The organism is Clostridium collagenovorans DSM 3089 (assembly GCF_900130005.1).
Classification (GTDB): domain Bacteria; phylum Bacillota; class Clostridia; order Clostridiales; family Clostridiaceae; genus Clostridium_D; species Clostridium_D collagenovorans.
In genome coordinates, this window is record NZ_FQXP01000006.1 from 60,947 (window position 1) to 77,787 (window position 16,841).

The 16,841-nt window shown below is 30.3% G+C and carries 15 protein-coding genes; all 15 read left to right on the plus strand.

Annotated elements, in window-relative coordinates; translation table 11 throughout:
- Positions 1-10 precede the first annotated feature (10 nt).
- The 15 genes from BUA48_RS08490 to BUA48_RS08560 all read left to right on the plus strand — a co-directional run bounded on the left by BUA48_RS08490 (position 11) and on the right by BUA48_RS08560 (position 16,687).
- On the plus strand, positions 11-1,039 hold the full coding sequence (locus BUA48_RS08490; RefSeq protein WP_072831629.1) for an ABC transporter ATP-binding protein: 1,029 nt from the start codon (positions 11-13) through the stop codon (positions 1,037-1,039).
- Positions 1,027-2,007 carry an ABC transporter ATP-binding protein gene (locus BUA48_RS08495; RefSeq protein ID WP_072831630.1) on the plus strand — a complete coding sequence of 327 codons (981 nt, stop codon included), beginning with the start codon at positions 1,027-1,029 and terminating at the stop codon, positions 2,005-2,007. The genes BUA48_RS08490 and BUA48_RS08495 overlap by 13 nt, the downstream gene beginning before the upstream one ends.
- 555 nt (positions 2,008-2,562) lie before the next feature.
- Positions 2,563-3,015 (plus strand): RDD family protein, encoded by a 453-nt coding sequence (locus BUA48_RS08500; RefSeq protein ID WP_072831631.1) that lies wholly within the window; start codon positions 2,563-2,565, stop codon positions 3,013-3,015.
- 302 nt (positions 3,016-3,317) lie between these two features.
- Positions 3,318-3,827: an RDD family protein gene (locus BUA48_RS08505; protein ID WP_072831632.1), complete on the plus strand. Its 510-nt coding sequence runs from the start codon at positions 3,318-3,320 to the stop codon at positions 3,825-3,827.
- Positions 3,828-3,977: 150 nt separating this feature from the next.
- Complete coding sequence (locus BUA48_RS08510) at positions 3,978-4,157, plus strand: hypothetical protein (protein ID WP_072831633.1); 180 nt, start codon at positions 3,978-3,980, stop codon at positions 4,155-4,157.
- On the plus strand, positions 4,150-4,596 hold the full coding sequence (locus BUA48_RS08515; RefSeq protein ID WP_072831634.1) for a hypothetical protein: 447 nt from the start codon (positions 4,150-4,152) through the stop codon (positions 4,594-4,596). The genes BUA48_RS08510 and BUA48_RS08515 overlap by 8 nt, the downstream gene beginning before the upstream one ends.
- A gap of 516 nt (positions 4,597-5,112) precedes the next feature.
- Complete coding sequence (asnB, locus tag BUA48_RS08520) at positions 5,113-6,984, plus strand: asparagine synthase (glutamine-hydrolyzing) (protein WP_072831635.1); 1,872 nt, start codon at positions 5,113-5,115, stop codon at positions 6,982-6,984.
- A gap of 342 nt (positions 6,985-7,326) precedes the next feature.
- Positions 7,327-8,343 carry an MtaA/CmuA family methyltransferase gene (locus BUA48_RS08525; RefSeq protein ID WP_072831636.1) on the plus strand — a complete coding sequence of 339 codons (1,017 nt, stop codon included), beginning with the start codon at positions 7,327-7,329 and terminating at the stop codon, positions 8,341-8,343.
- A gap of 34 nt (positions 8,344-8,377) precedes the next feature.
- Positions 8,378-10,156, plus strand: coding sequence for an ASKHA domain-containing protein (locus BUA48_RS08530; RefSeq protein WP_072831637.1), 1,779 nt, complete (start codon positions 8,378-8,380; stop codon positions 10,154-10,156).
- 11 nt (positions 10,157-10,167) lie between these two features.
- Complete coding sequence (locus tag BUA48_RS08535; protein WP_072831638.1) at positions 10,168-11,055, plus strand: uroporphyrinogen decarboxylase family protein; 888 nt, start codon at positions 10,168-10,170, stop codon at positions 11,053-11,055.
- A 63-nt stretch (positions 11,056-11,118) separates the two neighbouring features.
- Positions 11,119-11,751: a corrinoid protein gene (locus BUA48_RS08540; RefSeq protein WP_072831639.1), complete on the plus strand. Its 633-nt coding sequence runs from the start codon at positions 11,119-11,121 to the stop codon at positions 11,749-11,751.
- 727 nt (positions 11,752-12,478) lie between these two features.
- Positions 12,479-13,753 (plus strand): ABC transporter substrate-binding protein, encoded by a 1,275-nt coding sequence (locus BUA48_RS08545; RefSeq protein ID WP_072831640.1) that lies wholly within the window; start codon positions 12,479-12,481, stop codon positions 13,751-13,753.
- Between the two features lie 71 nt (positions 13,754-13,824).
- A complete protein-coding gene (locus tag BUA48_RS08550) occupies positions 13,825-14,736 on the plus strand; it encodes a carbohydrate ABC transporter permease (RefSeq protein WP_072831641.1) in 912 nt (303 codons plus the stop codon).
- Between the two features lie 12 nt (positions 14,737-14,748).
- Positions 14,749-15,561 (plus strand): carbohydrate ABC transporter permease, encoded by an 813-nt coding sequence (locus tag BUA48_RS08555; RefSeq protein WP_072831642.1) that lies wholly within the window; start codon positions 14,749-14,751, stop codon positions 15,559-15,561.
- A gap of 22 nt (positions 15,562-15,583) precedes the next feature.
- Positions 15,584-16,687, plus strand: coding sequence for an ABC transporter ATP-binding protein (locus BUA48_RS08560; protein WP_072831643.1), 1,104 nt, complete (start codon positions 15,584-15,586; stop codon positions 16,685-16,687).
- Positions 16,688-16,841: the final 154 nt, after the last annotated feature.

Below are 16,841 nucleotides of genomic sequence, written 5' to 3' on the forward strand. Positions count from 1 at the left end.
GACATAGATAATGAATGAATTATTAAGGGTAAATAATTTAAAGGTTAACTTTAATACTTATGCTGGTGTAGTTGAAGCTGTAAGAGGAGTTAATTTTACTATAAATAAAGGGGAGACCGTAGCTGTAGTTGGAGAATCTGGGTGTGGAAAATCAGTAACTTCAAAGGCTATCATGGGTATACTTCCATCTATTGGAGAGACCTTAAGTGGAAGTGAGATAGTTTATGAAGGAGAAAATATATTAGGCTATAGTGAAAGACAGTGGGAGAAATACAGAGGTGGAAACTGCTCTATGATTTTCCAAGATGCGTTAACGGCACTTAATCCTACTATGAATATAGGAAATCAAATTATAGAAAACATCCTTAATCATAGAAAGATTTCAAAAAAGGAAGCTATAAAAGAGGCTATAGAATTATTGAATTTAGTTAGCATACCTAACCCAGAAACAAGAATTAAACAGTATCCACATGAACTTTCAGGGGGAATGCGTCAAAGGGTTATGATTGCAATTGCTTTAGCATGTAATCCTAAATTACTTATTGCAGATGAACCTACAACTGCATTAGATGTAACTATACAAGCCCAAATACTTGAGCTTTTAAAGGAACTTCAAAAAAAGCTTAACATATCAATAATTTTAATTACACATAATTTAGGGGTTGTAGCAGATATAGCTGATAGAATAGTTGTTATGTATTCAGGAAAGGTTGTTGAAACAGGAACAGCAAGAGAAGTTTTTTATGCTCCTAAACATCCATATACAAGTGCATTATTAAAATCTGTGCCAAGTTTGCACATTGATAATAAAAGAGAACTTTATTCAATTGAGGGTACGCCACCAAACTTAATGAATCCACCAAAGGGATGTGCATTTGCAGATAGATGTCCATATGCAATGAATGTGTGTAAGGCTATACAACCTCCTCAATATAATTTTAGTGATAGTAATAGTAGTAGTTGCTGGCTTTATCATGAAAAGTGTGAGGAAAATAGAATTATCTTTGAAAAGGAGCAAGGTAAGTTATGTGCTCAATAGAGAAAGAAAGAAAAGAACCACTATTAGAAGTTAAAAATTTAAAAAAACATTTTAAAATAAATTCAAAAGAAATATTAAAGGCAGTTGATGATGTTTCTTTTGAAATATATAAAGGGGAGACCTTAGGAATTGTTGGAGAGTCAGGATGTGGTAAAACAACTTGTGGAAGAACCTGTGTTAAGTTATATGATAAAACTGATGGAACAGTATTATTTAAAGGGCAGGATGTTCATAGCTTTAATAAATCTGAGTATAGAAAATTTACTAAGGAAACTCAAATGATATTTCAAGATCCATATTCATCCCTAGATTCAAGATTAATAGTAAATGATATCATAGCTGAGGGTATGAAGGTTCATGGAATATGTAATAGTAAAGAAGAAAGAAGTGAAAAAATAAGAGAGATTTTATCACAGGTAGGACTTAACAAGGAACATGCTTCACGTTATGCATATGAATTCTCAGGTGGACAACGTCAGAGAATAGGAATTGCAAGAGCCTTAGCTGTTAATCCAGAATTTATGGTTTGTGATGAGCCGATTTCTGCACTTGATGTATCTGTACAAGCTCAGATTGTAAACTTGCTTATGAGATTACAAGAGGAAAGAGGATTAACTTACTTATTTATAGCTCACGATTTATCCATGGTAAAACATATATCGGATAGAATAGGGGTAATGTACTTAGGAAACTTAGTTGAGTTAACAACATCTAGTGAGTTGTATCAAAGCCCATCTCATCCTTATACTAAGGCATTATTATCAGCAATACCAGTTCCAGATCCAGACTATCAAATGGAAAGACAGAGAATAGTTCTGCAAGGAGATATTCCTAGCCCTATAAATCCACCTATGGGATGTAAATTTGCTCAAAGATGTAAATATGCATTACCTAAATGTAGAGAGGCAACTCCTAAACTGAAAAAAATCAGTGAAGGACACTTTGTAGCGTGCTATCTTTATGATTAAAATCAACAAAGATAGCAATAAGGTGAATTTTAAAAGTTAGAAGTTTGGTTATGGAAAAAGGTTAATTTTAGAAGTAACTTCTTAATAAAAATTAACTTCAAGTATGACTATAAATTATTATTTAAATGAATCAAGTTACCCTATAATATATAGAAGAATAAATATTATTAAGGTATGTATTTAAGAGATAAGAAAGAGATAAAGAGATAAAGAGATATAAAAAGAGAGAATAAGATTAAAACAGCTTTAAGATACAATATAAATAATGTGGTGTAAGAGAATAAATGAACTAGCTGAAGTTTAAGTAGGCTAGTTCATTATTTTTTATACCTAAAAAGAAGATGTTACAGTATAATGTAGGGTTTTTCATTATTAATGATTACTTATAAATTAAGAAAAAAGACTAAGTTATACAAGTGTATAAAATAGTCATTGTCGAAAATCTTAAATTGTAAAAATATATAAAAATTGATAGTATATAGGTAAAATTATCCTGTGTTTGAATCAATTAAACCATTGGGAAGATTTTAATTTGAAAAAGGATAAGGATATAAAATGAAATATAAAAGATTAATTGCAAATATAATAGATCATATAATAGTATCATTAATCACAGGTATAATAGTATGTATTATTGTAGGAAGTATTATTGATAATACACAAGGAGGGGTAGGAGCAATTCCATTTTTCATAATGATAGCTTGCTTCTTGCCAAGTTGTACAAGTGGATATTTGTCATTTTGGATTATTATAGCCGCTTTTGAAGATAATCTTAGTCATATAGGAGAGATTAGTCCTTATATTAGTGTTATTTTAACTATTATAATAATACAAACAATAGTATTGTCTATAGTTGAAATATCTAATAATGGTTTAACTATTGGGAGAAGGAGTTTTAAAATTAAAGTTATTAGTGATAGTGGTAAATATACAATAAGAAAAGCCTTAACTAGAAACCTTGTAAAATCAAAGGAAAATATATCTTTTATATACCATTTATATCATTAATATTTAATAAAGCTAACAAAGCATTTTATGATAGGTTACTTAAAACGAGTATTATTGAAGAGTAGCATGCAAAGTAAAGATGTATTTTAAATTTAAATTATATATCCATAAGATTAGTATTAGATCAATTTTAATATTAAATTTTCTTCCGTTAACAGCTCATTATGGAAGAAGAGAGTACAGTATAAGTAAAGATTTAGATGATAATATTTTGAAGGCTCACTCCTTGTACACTTTCTTTGAAAAGATGCAACCTTTAAATAGGACTATGAATTAAAACTATGAGAATATGGAGGCAGGATATGAAATATGCAAGTTTAGGCGAGAGGATTATGGCCTATTTAATGGATTATTTTATGATTATAATACCATTATTTATTGGAGTAGCATTTATAATGACTACTTATTTTAAACAATATACGGATGGACAAGCATATCCTTTTATATTATTAATATTATTAATTTTTCCAATATATATGTTTGGATATGTGCTTATGCATCCAACCATAGGTAATATGAAAATAATATTTATATCAGTACTAGTTATAGTTATAGTCGAGACATGTTTAGTAATAATTATGGAATTCATAGGAAAAGGAAATACAATAGGTAAAAATATATATAAGATAAAGGTTACAACCAGTGACCATGCCAATTATAGCATTGGCAAAAGAGTATGCAGAGCATTATTAAAAAGCGTAAGTAGAAATTTAATGTTTATTCCTTGTATATCTAGTCTATTTACTATGAAAAGACAAGGCATCTATGACATATTATTAAAAACAATAGTAATAAAAAATATTGAGCATTAGCATTATACGGCGTATTAAGATAAATTAAAGTAGTTTTGGTATGTAGATTTATGGTAAAATTAGGTAATGATATAATATAGAGCTTAATATGAGTTATAAATTTAATAAATATATATTTCAAGTTTATATATATGAAAGGTGGCAGGAGTTATGCTGTATCATGCTTCGGGAGAATTAGTGGAATTTCCTGAGATAAGAAAAAGTAAATATACAAAGGACTTTTCTTGGGAATTAGCTAAGTTCAAATACCCAACTCATCAAATTAGTTTTCATACATTAAAAGCACTAGATTGCCTGAATTTTGAGAGGAGTGAAATTATTAATGAATAGTAAAGAAAAAAATGATTTGTTTTATGTTTGCTCACTCATAGAATTTATAGGTAGAAAGACTAAGAATAGGCGAGCTGATATTGTTGATATTATTGGTAAAAAGGAGATATCAAGGCAATTTGATTTAGCTGAAGTAAATCATTGTTTATCATTTGATGAGGTAGAAGATGAGATAATAGATTATTATCAGATAGCTATTGGTGATTTTGATTCAATAAGTAACTGTAAATACAGTATTCCAAGTGTACAATCTATTGGAAAAGTATATGAGAGATTAATTTCTAATACGATGTTAGAATCTGATAATATAATAGACTCGATAGTTAAGGTTTTTAAATCTTTTATAAGTGATGAAATATCAGATTTCAATTCATCTGTTTACTATAGTAATCCTGATTATTTAAAGCATTCTTATTTAGAGGGAAAATTACTAGCATAATTTTATTATAATACTTTGATTTACTTTATAGAGAATTATCAAAATAAAATAAGAGAGCATTTGAAGGTTAGTTCAAATGCTCTCTTATTTTATTTATTTAATTTAATCTTTATATTTTTAGGTGCTTTATCTGACCAAGGTATAAGAACTTCTGTATTTAACATTTTCAGTTAAATCCTTAATTATTGATGCTATTAAATTAGATTCGCTAACAGGAATGTATATATTTGCATTGATAATCCATAATTTCTAGAGGCTTAATTTTTGATGCTTACAAATTAACATAAATTTCTTTCAATTCAATAATTAAGTTTATAAATAAAATTAATAGGTAATAATAAATAGAAGGTGTTATATTAGTTACAATGCTAATAATTATATTGTTTTATAATAAAATTTATTTTATACTTAACAAGTAGCAATAATTATGAAATACATAATTATTTAACTATAATGTGATAAATATGATTTGGAAGATTATATAAGTGTATTTTACTACAGGGAGGATATTGTTAAATGTGCGGATTTGTGTGGTGTTTTAAGGACACTCCTATAACTGATAGAATTAGAGAAAACATAAAGGAAATGAGCGATTGCATAATACATAGAGGTCCAGACCAAGATGGTTTTTATAGTGACGAAACAATGTGTTTATCCTTTAAAAGACTTAGTATCATAGAATTAGAAAATGGAAGACAACCATATTCATGGGATAAGGCAGATTATCATGTTATATTCAACGGAGAGATCTACAATTATCTTGAATTACAAGCAATGATGATTGAAAAAGGATATACATTTAACACAAACACTGAAATAGAGGTTATTTGTGCATTATATAACCACTTTGGAGAAGATTTTGTAAAATACTTAAGAGGTATGTTTGCAATTAATATCTGGGATAAAGCTAATGGAACTTACATGGGATTCAGAGATCCATTTGGAATTAAACCATTTTATTATGTACAGGACGGAGATTTAGTATATGGTGCTTCAGAAATGAAGAGCTTAATGGCTAGAGATAATGCTAAGAAAGAAATAAAATCAGAATCATTACATAACTACTTAAGCTTCCAATATGTACCTGAACCAGACACTATATTCTCTGATGTTAAATTACTTCCACCAGGACATATATTTAAGAAAAAATTAGGTGAACCTATTGAAATAAAACCTTACAATATAATAGAATTCGCTCCAGTTAAAACAACTGAAGAGGAAAAATTAAAGAAAATAAGAAGAGTTTTAGAAGACTCAGTTGAAAAGCATATGTTAAGTGACGTTCCAGTAGGAAGTTTCTTATCAGGTGGAGTAGACTCTACAATTGTTACTGCAATTGCTAGTAAAATAAAACCAGATATAAAGACATTTACTGTTGGATTTGAAGTTAATGGCTATAGTGAAATAGAGCTTGCTAAGGATACAGCTAAATTCTTAAATGTTGAAAACATTCATAGATTTGTTACAGCAGAAGAGTTTATGAGAGAAGTTCCAAGAATAATATACCACTTAGATGGTCCAGTTGCTGACCCAGCAGCTATTCCACTATTCTTTATTTCTGAGGAAGCTCGTAAACACGTTACTGTTATTCTTTCAGGAGAAGGTGCAGACGAAATGTTTGGTGGATATACAATCTACCATGAGCCACTTTCATTAAATGGATTTAAGAATGTTCCAGGTCCACTTAAGAAGGCTTTAAAAGGCTTAGCATCTGTAGTTCCAGAAGGAGTTAAGGGTAAGAGCTTTATAGAAAGAGGATGTACACCAATAGAAGAAAGATTTATTGGAAATGCTAACATCTTCAAGCAAGAAGAAAAAGCAGCTATGCTTAAGAATTATAACTCTAAATATCACTTTAGAAATGTAACAGATAAGTACTATGACTTTGCTAAGAACTATGATGATACTACAAAAATGCAGTATGTAGACATAAACACTTGGTTAAAGGGTGATATACTTGTTAAGGGTGATAGATGTACAATGGGTAACTCTTTAGAGTTAAGAGTTCCATTCCTTGATAAAGAAGTATTTGAAGTGGCTAGAACACTTACAATAGATGAGAAAATGGGAGATAACACAACTAAGTGTTATTTAAGAAGAGCCTTTGCGGACATATTACCAAAGGAAGCTACAGGACGTAAGAAGCTTGGATACCCAGTTCCAATTAGAGTTTGGTTAAAGAATGAATTATATGATTGGGCTGTTAAGAATATTAAAGAAAGTACAGCTGATGAGTATATCAATAAAGATGCAGTTCTTAAACTATTAGAAGATCACAAAGCAGGAAAAGGTGATTATAGTAGAAAGATCTGGACTATGCTTGTATTCATAATTTGGTACGAAGTATACTTTAATGATTCTCTAGGATTAAAGAAAAAAGATAACTAAAAATATATGCGTGGTGAAATAACTTACTAAGTTATTTCACCACGCTTTTGTTTTGGAGAAAAATATGTTATGTATAATTAATCATATTATGTAAAATTTAATTCATGTAATATGTTTAAAGCTACAAAGGTAATTTTAGTTGTAATATATAATCCTATATAAAGAAAGATAATAATTAATTTATAGTCTATACATTTTATCTATAGTAGTATAGATATTAGGCTTAAGGATATTGGAAAAGTTTTAGCTTTGATATATAGTTTAATAAGCAATATTAATAAAATCGACAAAATTTAAAAGGATAATTTGAAAGTATAATGCAAAGTGAGGGAGTAAAAAATTATGCTAACTGCTAAAGAAAGAGTTATGAATGCTATAGAGGGAAAAGACGTAGATAGAGTTCCAGTTGTTTGTCCTGGTGGAATGATGAACATGGTTGTTGAGGATGTTATGGATATAAAAAATATAACATGGCCTTCAGCTCACGATAATCCATTAGAGATGGCTGAACTTACATATGGTTTATATGAAAATAAATGTTTTGATAATGTTGGAGTTCCTTTTTGTATGACTGTTGAAGCAGAGGCTATGGGTGCAAAGGTATTTATGGGAACTAAAATAACAGAACCTAGAGTATGTGAGTATCCAATTACATCAGTTTTAGACTTTGAAAACTTACACAATATAAATGTATCAGAGAGTAGAGTTAAGGTTGTTACTGATGCTATAAAAATATTAAAGGAAAAAGACAGTGATGTTTCTATAGTAGGAAATGTAGTTGGACCTATAAGCTTAGCATCTTCTTTAATAGAGCCTGTAGATTTTTATAAGGATATGAGAAGAAAAAAGGCAGATGTACATAAGTACATGGATTTTGTAACAGATAATTTAATTATTTATACTAAGGCATTAATAGATGCAGGAGCAGATATTATTGCTATTTCAGATCCAAGTGGAACTGGAGAGATTTTAGGACCTAAGATGTTTGCTGAATTTGCAACTCCATACCTAAATAGATTAATAGATTCAATTAAAGAATATAGTGATAAAAAGGTTATATTACACATCTGTGGTAGATTGAAGAGTGTTTATAGTGAGCTTAATGTATTACATAATGATGTAATAAGCTTTGAGACACTAACAAGTGTTAAAGATATAATGGCAAGCGTTGAAAATAAATGTTTCATGGGTAATATTAGTACTCTTACCTTAGAACAAGGTACGGAAGAAACTATTAAGGGCTTAACAGAACATTGTATAAAAAATGGTGTTAATATCATTGCTCCAGCTTGTGGATTAGGAACTAGAAGCCCTATAAAGAATCTACAAACTATGATAAAAACAAGTGAGCTTTATTAAAAGTAAAGCTAAAAAGTAAAGTGAGTGTGATAATATGGCTATTTATAAAGTTGATATAAGTAATAAAGATGCGAAAAGAGATTTACTAGACTTATTTATTGATAGAAACATAGTACTTGAAAGCCCATGCGGTGGTAAAGGTATTTGTGGAAAGTGCAAAATAAAACTTATAAGTGGAGATGTAAATCCTATAACAGAAAAGGAAATTGCTTTTTTAAGAGAAGATGAAATAAAAGAGGGCTACAGATTAGCCTGTCTTACTTTTGGAAGAGGAAATGTTGAGGTTGAAATAGAGGAGAAGGAAGCTAAGCATAAAATCCTTAGTGATGGATATATGCCTGATATAGAGTTCAATCCTATTATAACTAAGGTTCTTAAAAAGTCAGAGGATTTAGTAGTTGATAACTTAGATAGTTATGAGGATTTACTTTGTACTATTAATAAGACTAATGACTTAAATCTCATTGGTAAGATGAATAAAATAGTTAGAAATGATGAAATCACAGCTGTATATTCTGGAGATGATTTAATAGACATAGAGGATGGAAATACAGTTGATAAGAGCTTTGGAGTGGCTATAGATATAGGTACTACAACGGTTGTAGCATCTTTGATTGATTTAAAAGAAGGAAATGAAGTAGGTAGTGATACAGCTATAAATCCTCAAAAGGAATATGGTCTTGATGTACTTACTAGAATAGATTTCATTAATCGTAGAGAAAATGGCTTGGAAATTTTAAAGAATACAATAGTTGATTGCTTAAATAAGTTAATAGGCAATTTATGTGAAGAACATAAGGTTGAAAGAAAAAATATATATGAAATTTGTATAGGTGCAAATACAACTATGATGCATATTCTTTTAGGAATTTCTACTGAAACAATAGGAAGATCGCCTTATAAGCCTTTATTCGTAAATGAAAAATATATAAACGCTAAGGATATGGGAATAAATATTGCAGAGGGTGGAAAGGTTTATTGTCTTCCAGGGGTATCTAGTTATATAGGTGCAGATATTGTGGCTGGGGTTATGGTTAGTAACTTAAAGTACACTGATAAAAATGTATTATTTATTGATATTGGAACCAATGGAGAAATAGTTTTAGCTAAAAAAGGAAAGCTTGCCTCTTGTTCTTGTGCAGCTGGACCAGCCTTTGAGGGTATGAATATAAGCTGTGGTATGAGAGCTGCAGAGGGAGCAATTGAAGAAATAAATATATCTCCTGAAAAAATTACCTTAAAAACAATAGGTAATAAAAAGCCTGTTGGTATTTGTGGTAGTGGTATTTTAGAATTAATTTCTGAGCTTTGGAGAAATAAGCTTATAGGGAAAACTGGAAGAATTAAAACTGCTGAGGATGTACTTAAGAGTACAGAAAGTGAAGTTTTAGCTTCATGTATTGAGGATGTAGATAAAAAGAGAAGGGTTGTTATATCAAGAGAACACAATATCTATATAACTCAAGAGGATATAAGACAGGTTCAATTAGCTAAGGGAGCTATTGCCTCAGGATTCTATTCCTTACTAGAAACCTTAGAATTATCAATGGATGACTTAGATGAGGTTATTATTTCAGGACAGTTCGGAAAACACTTAAAAATAAGCAGCTTGGTTGGGGTAGGAATAATACCAAAGGATTTAGAAAATAAGGTAACTTATATAGGAAACTCTTCAAAAACTGGAGCACTTATGTGTTTAACTTCTAAAAATGTTAGAAAAGAAATACAACAAGTAGCAACGGATATAGATTACTTTGAGTTATCTACAAAGGATGGGTATGAAAGATTATTTACTAAGTGTTTAAATTTTTAGGGGGAGAGCTTATGGAAGAAAGAACTTTATATAAATGTGTTAGTGATGATTTGGATGCAATTCCTAAGGAAGTCATAGAGAAGTTATCTTTCTCTTTTCCAGAGGTTCATAAAAGTAAAGAGGGATTGATTAATTTATCAGAGGAATCTAAGCTATTTTCTAAAGATAATTTCTGTAGATTACCCTTTTGTTCTACTGTAGAAGCTGAAACTCTAGGAGCGGTGATAAATTACGGTAATGAGGATTTTGGACCTAGAGTACTTAAGAGAGCTTTTGATAGCTTAGAGGAGCTAAATAACCAGTTTACCTATGATTTTAATGAAGGAAGAATATCAGAGGTATTAAAAGCTGTAAGAGAATTAAAAGATATGGGTGAAAAGGTAATACTAAATATATCTGGACCACTAACTATTTTAGATAGCCTTATAGAAAGCAGGATAATATTTAAAGCACTTAGAAAGAATCCAGAGCTTGTAGAAGAAATTATGAGAAAGTTAGAGGATTTTCTAGTGTTTTATATATGTAAAGCCATGGACATGGGAGCTGATATAATATCCTTTGCAGACCCCCTTGGCAATATTGATATAATGGGTGAAAAAGTGTATTATAAGCTAAGTGGTGTACCTAGTTGTAATATTCTGAAAAGGGTACATAAGCAGTCCATAGGAAGGTTAATTCATCTTTGTGGCAAAAATACTTATTCACTATACAATGCCAAACTTATAGATATGGAAAAGGTTTATGTTGATGAAATAATGCAAGAAGATGGATCTTATGGAGATATGCTTAAAACTTTAATAAATAGCGAGGATATAAGTCCGATAATAGGTAACTATTGTGTTAAGAAAACTACCTTTCCAATGAAGAATAACTATATATGGAAGGTTGAGTTTATTTAAATTAACTAAAATAAAGACTTGTGTTGACATATACACGAGATATACAAAGGAGAATAGTTTATTATGAAAGACCAATTATTAGAAAAGCTAGCTCAATGTATTGTAGATATGGAAGAAGAAGAGATTGTTGAGGTAGCTAATGACATTATAGAAAATGGTATAAGTGCTGATGAAGCAATATTAGTAGGACTTTCAGAGGGCATGAATAGAGTAAGTGCTTTATATGAAGAGGGCGAATACTTTATTCCAGAGGTTGTAGTATGTGCAGATACAATGTATGCAGCCTTAGATGTATTAAAACCTCACTGCAATAAAAACTCTGAATGTAAGGGTAAAGTTGTAATAGGAGTAGTTGAAGGTGATACTCACGATATAGGCAAAAACATAGTTGCTATTATGCTAGAAGCTGATGGATTTGAGATCCATGACCTAGGTAGAGATGTTAAGATTAATGAATTTGTTGATAAAGCAGAAGAAATAGAAGCTGATATTATATGCTTGTCATCATTAATGACAACTACTATGGATGGAATGAGACTTATTGTAGAGGAAGTTAAGAAAAGAGACTTCAAGAAAGCTCCAAGAGTAATGGTAGGGGGAGCACCTTTATCAAACAATTTTGCTAAAAAAATTGGTGCAGATGGATATTCAAGTAATGCACCAGAGGCAGTTAGACTGGCTAATAGTCTTTTATAATAAAATTATCTTCACAATATTTAGATATGCAATTTTAAAATGTATGGGTGGTTAAAAGTAAAAAAATATTACTTTTAATCATCCTTTTTTATTTATAGAGGGAAATTAAAGAACTTTGAGATATATTTAAATAAGTCCATATTGAGTTTTTTAAATAAAAACTATTTATATATAAGGTTACCTTTTTGGGTTACCTTTTGAAAAATACACATGCTTATATATAAATAGCGCCCCTATATATATATATATATTTATATAATATAGTAACTATTATATATATATAAGGGAGAGGTCAGTAATACCAAGGACTCTAGCGGTTACCAAAAGGTTACCAAAGTTACCTTTTTGAGAAAGTGAATTTTAAAGAAATTAGGTGTATCAAGGCTTGCTGGGATTTAAAGGTTATATAAAAAGCAGTAATTTAAGGTGAAAAACTACTAGAAGGTGAGTTAAAATGTAAAATTAATATATAACATAGATGGGGTTAATAAATTTTAATAAGATAGTGATTTTATATACAAAGGGAATAAAATACATGAGGGATTAAAAAATGAATTATAATACATAAAAAGTAATAAGTATTAGTAATTTCTATAGAAGTTAATATAAGAATAGAGATCTTATATTAGACAAATAAATACAAGTCTAGTAAGGTATTAATGGACTATGCAGTAAAACGTAAAACTTTAATGCGTAGTCGTAAAAACACTTAAGGGGAAATTATCATATGAGAAATTTTAAAAGAATTTTTTCATTAGTTATGGTTATGATTATGTCCATGTCTTTTTTAACTGGATGTAAGAGTGATTCACCAAAGGCTAGTGGAGAAAAAGAGAAATTAGTTGTGTGGCTTCCACCAATAGGCAAAACTGATGCTGAGGTTTGGGAACCAATTTTAAAGAAATTTGAAGAAGAAAACAATTGTGATGTAGAACTAGAATTAATTCCATGGGCAAACTATGCAGAGAAGTATGCTATGGCTATTAATGCAGGGGAAGGTCCAGATGTTGGATACATGTACGCTGAAATGTTCCCGCAATTCATTGAGGGAAAAGCTATCGAGGATTTAACATCAAGATTAAAGCCAGAAGATTATGAAAATTATTTGTACATAAATGATGGAAAAATGTTAGGCGGACTTTATGGACTAGCTATAGAAGCAGCAAATCCAGGAGTTTTATTTTATAACAAGGACATATTAGCTGAAATAGGAGAAGAGCCACCTAAGACTTGGGAAGATTTCGTGAGAATATGTAAGAAAGCTACTAAGGATACAGATGGAGATGGGAAGGTAGACCAGTGGGGTCTTGCTCAAGGATGGGCATCTAAAACTTTCGGATCTTTAAACTGGAACTGGTATAGCTACTTATGGCAAGCAGGTGGAGAAATTTTCAATGAAGATTTAAAATCTGTTAGATTCAATGATGAGCATGGTTTAGAAGCAGCAGAATTCTTAAAAAGCTTAAAATTTGAACATAATGTATTACCAGAAGATACAATGGCTAAGACAAGTAGTGAAATGGTACAATCAGTATTTGGTCCAGGTAATGCAGCATTTACAATAATGCTATCTTCAACTGCAAGTGTATTTGATAAATCTTATCCAGATTTAAATTGGGGATTTGTAACTTCATTAGAAAATAAGAGCATAGGCACATTTGCATCTGTTGACCAATTAACATTAATGTCAGCAGCAAAAAATAAGGATCTTGCATTTAAACTAATGAAGCATATGCTAAGTGCTGAATCAATGACTGAGTTCCACAAATCTAATCCTAGAGCACCGATATCTAAGGATGAGCCATACCAAGGAGATCCAAGATTTAAAGATATGGTATACAATGAAAAGGATGCGTATAGACCATTAATGGTTGGACCTCATGGAGTTGAGATATATGAATATCTATGGAAACAGCTTCAAAAGATGATGGAAGGTGAAGTTACACCTAAGGAAGCTTTAGACGAAGCTGCAAGATATGCTAATGATTTATTAGCTAAATAGTTTACATTATGAGAACAGGCGTTGAAGAGTTATTCAATGCTTGTTTTCTTATAGTTACATAGGAGATTAATATGAAAAAATCATCTATTAAGAATAAAAAAACGCTCAAAAAATATTTAAAGAGCATATTTCCATATGGGTACATAATTCCAATAGGAATTATAATAGTTGCATTTTCAGTGCTTCCTATAATAATGTCTATATTTTTTAGTTTCACAAAATATAACATAATGCAACCACCAGAGTTTATAGGTTTAGAAAATTATAAGAGTTTATTTACGGATAAGGCACTAATGGAATCTATAAAAAATACAATTAGATTCTCAGTTGTAACTGTTCCAATACAAACGATTTTATCTTTGCTTTTAGCTACATGGGTTGTAAGGGGAACAAGTGGAAGGATTTCAAACATAGTTAAGGGAGCCTTTTTCATACCGGTTTTATCATCTATGGTGTTAATAGGGATGGTATGGAAGTCATTGCTTAACGGAGATGCATCACCTATAAATCAGTTTTTGGGACTCTTTGGATTAAATGCAGCCAATTGGCTTGGTAGTAGTAAAACAGCATTAAATACATTGATGATGATAGCAGTATGGAAAAACGTAGGGTATTTCATGGTTTTATACATAGCAGCTTTAATGGATATTCCTAATAGCTATTATGAAGCGGCAAAGGTTGATGGGTCAAGCACATGGCGTGTACTTAAGGATATTACAGTTCCTTTACTTAAACCAACAACCATCATGATAGTATTTTTAGGAATAATAAGGTCTTTACAGGTATTTGATTTGGTATATACCCTAACAGGGGGTGGCCCTGGTATGTCTACAATGACTGTGGTTATGCATGCTTATAACTTAAACTTTAAGAGCTTTAACTCTGGGTATGCCATGGCTGTAGCTAATGTGTTATTTTTGATAATAGCAATAATATCTATTTTGCAAAAGACTTTATTAAAAAGAGATAAGTCATCCTTATAGGGAGGGATATATATGAAGAAAAAAGGAAGTAGGATATTTAGTAATACAATTCTTTTGATATTAGCAGGAATAAGTGTTATTCCTTTTGTATACATGATAATTACATCTTTGAAGGTAACTTATAATTCCTTTGATTTTAGTATATCTTTATCGTCATTAACCTTATCAAACTATGTAGAGATATTTAGTAATAAGAATTTTGGTAGATATTTTTTAAATAGTGCATTTATATCTGTCTCTGGGGTAATCTTAACTTTAGTTTTTAGTAGTTTAGCAGGTTATGCCTTTGCAAAATTAGAATTTAAGGGCAACGATAAAATATTTCTTTTCATAGTTTTAACTATGATTGTACCAGCACAGGTTACTATGGTACCACTTTATATAATCATGAAGTATTTAGGGTGGCTTAATACATATTGGGCGCTTATAATTCCTATACCATCTGCTTTTGGTGTTTTTATAATGAGGCAAGCTATTTTAAATGTACCAAAGGAGTTGCTGGAGTCAGCTAAGATAGATGGGTATTCTGACCTTAAGATTTTAATTAAAATAGTTATACCTTTAGTTAAGCCAGCTTTAATAACATTGTCTATTTTTACTTTCATGGGGGCATGGAATTCATTTTTATGGCCATTAGTCGTTACAACTAAGGATGCTATGAGGACATTACCACTAGCAATGTCTACAATGCAACTTCAGCATATAAATAACTATGGCTCTAGTATGGCATCAGCTACAATAGGTTTTTTACCTCCATTTATATTTTATTTAATTCTACAAAGGAAGTTTGTAGATGGTGTATCTTTATCAGGAATAAAGGGATAAGCATTGCTTAAGGAGGTAAGTTATGGCTAGAATAAAATTAGAGAATTTAAATAAGAAATATGCTAATGGATTTGAAGCAGTAAAAAATATAAATTTAGATATAGAGGATAAGGAATTTATAGTATTAGTTGGACCATCGGGTTGTGGAAAATCTACTACCTTAAGAATGATAGCAGGGCTTGAAGAGGTAACTTCTGGTGCAATTAATATTGGAGAAGAGAATGTTACGGAAATGGAGCCTAAGGATAGAGACATAGCTATGGTTTTTCAAAACTATGCACTATATCCGCATATGACAGTTTATGAAAACATGGCATTTTCATTAAAGGTTAGAAAGTTAAAGAAGGATGAGATAAAAAGCAAGGTTAATGAAGTTGCTGATATTTTGGGAATACAAGATTTGTTGAAAAGGAAACCAGCTCAATTATCAGGTGGACAAAGACAGAGGGTTGCTTTAGGAAGAGCAATGGTTAGATCTCCAAGAGTATTTCTAATGGATGAACCCTTATCTAATTTAGATGCTAAATTGAGAGTACAAACTAGAGCGGAAATAATAAAGCTACATAAAATGCTACAAACAACCTTTGTATATGTAACTCATGACCAAACAGAGGCTATGACTATGGGTACAAGAATAGTTGTAATGAATGATGGAGTAATACAGCAGGTAGATACTCCACAAAATATATATGATAATCCTAATAATATATTTGTAGCAGGATTTATAGGTTCTCCACAAATGAATTTTATAGAAGGTAAGCTAAGTAACAATGGCGAGGTTATCTTTAAGGGTGGAAGTTTTAAACTTAATAAATTTGGTATAAAGTCAAATGAGGATGAAGTGGCAGTAGATAAGACTTCAGAAAAAATTGTTGTAGTAGGAGTAAGGGCAGAAGCTGTACAATTAGAAGAAAGAGAAGATATGGAACCTATGGTAGGACAAGTTGAATTTACAGAGCATTTAGGTTCTGAGATGCTTGTTTATGTGAAAACTGAGTGTGGTACTATTGTTAGTAGAACGGCTCCATCTTACAAATATAATATTGGAGAAAATATAAATATATATTTTGATTTAGATAAGATACATATCTTTGATAAAAATAGTGAAGAAAAGATTAGATTTTAAATTTACATGTAAAGATATTTTATAGTTAAGCTAACTTAAGGTATTGTAAATAGTAAATCTAAAAAAGTATACAGGAAAAACTTATATAGTAAATACTTTTACTAAGATAATATAACTTTTAGGTTTCAATTAAAAGCTTTTGAAGGCTTTTAAA

Coding starts and splice junctions, on each gene's coding strand:
- BUA48_RS08535 (WP_072831638.1), top strand. CDS start 10,168: ATGGAAGAAAGAACTTTATATAAATGTGTTAGTGATGATTTGGATGCA.
- BUA48_RS08505 (WP_072831632.1), top strand. CDS start 3,318: ATGAAATATGCAAGTTTAGGCGAGAGGATTATGGCCTATTTAATGGAT.
- BUA48_RS08525 (WP_072831636.1), top strand. CDS start 7,327: ATGCTAACTGCTAAAGAAAGAGTTATGAATGCTATAGAGGGAAAAGAC.
- BUA48_RS08495 (WP_072831630.1), top strand. CDS start 1,027: ATGTGCTCAATAGAGAAAGAAAGAAAAGAACCACTATTAGAAGTTAAA.
- BUA48_RS08545 (WP_072831640.1), top strand. CDS start 12,479: ATGAGAAATTTTAAAAGAATTTTTTCATTAGTTATGGTTATGATTATG.
- BUA48_RS08515 (WP_072831634.1), top strand. CDS start 4,150: ATGAATAGTAAAGAAAAAAATGATTTGTTTTATGTTTGCTCACTCATA.
- BUA48_RS08510 (WP_072831633.1), top strand. CDS start 3,978: ATGCTGTATCATGCTTCGGGAGAATTAGTGGAATTTCCTGAGATAAGA.
- asnB (WP_072831635.1), top strand. CDS start 5,113: ATGTGCGGATTTGTGTGGTGTTTTAAGGACACTCCTATAACTGATAGA.
- BUA48_RS08500 (WP_072831631.1), top strand. CDS start 2,563: ATGAAATATAAAAGATTAATTGCAAATATAATAGATCATATAATAGTA.
- BUA48_RS08550 (WP_072831641.1), top strand. CDS start 13,825: ATGAAAAAATCATCTATTAAGAATAAAAAAACGCTCAAAAAATATTTA.
- BUA48_RS08490 (WP_072831629.1), top strand. CDS start 11: ATGAATGAATTATTAAGGGTAAATAATTTAAAGGTTAACTTTAATACT.
- BUA48_RS08530 (WP_072831637.1), top strand. CDS start 8,378: ATGGCTATTTATAAAGTTGATATAAGTAATAAAGATGCGAAAAGAGAT.
- BUA48_RS08540 (WP_072831639.1), top strand. CDS start 11,119: ATGAAAGACCAATTATTAGAAAAGCTAGCTCAATGTATTGTAGATATG.
- BUA48_RS08555 (WP_072831642.1), top strand. CDS start 14,749: ATGAAGAAAAAAGGAAGTAGGATATTTAGTAATACAATTCTTTTGATA.
- BUA48_RS08560 (WP_072831643.1), top strand. CDS start 15,584: ATGGCTAGAATAAAATTAGAGAATTTAAATAAGAAATATGCTAATGGA.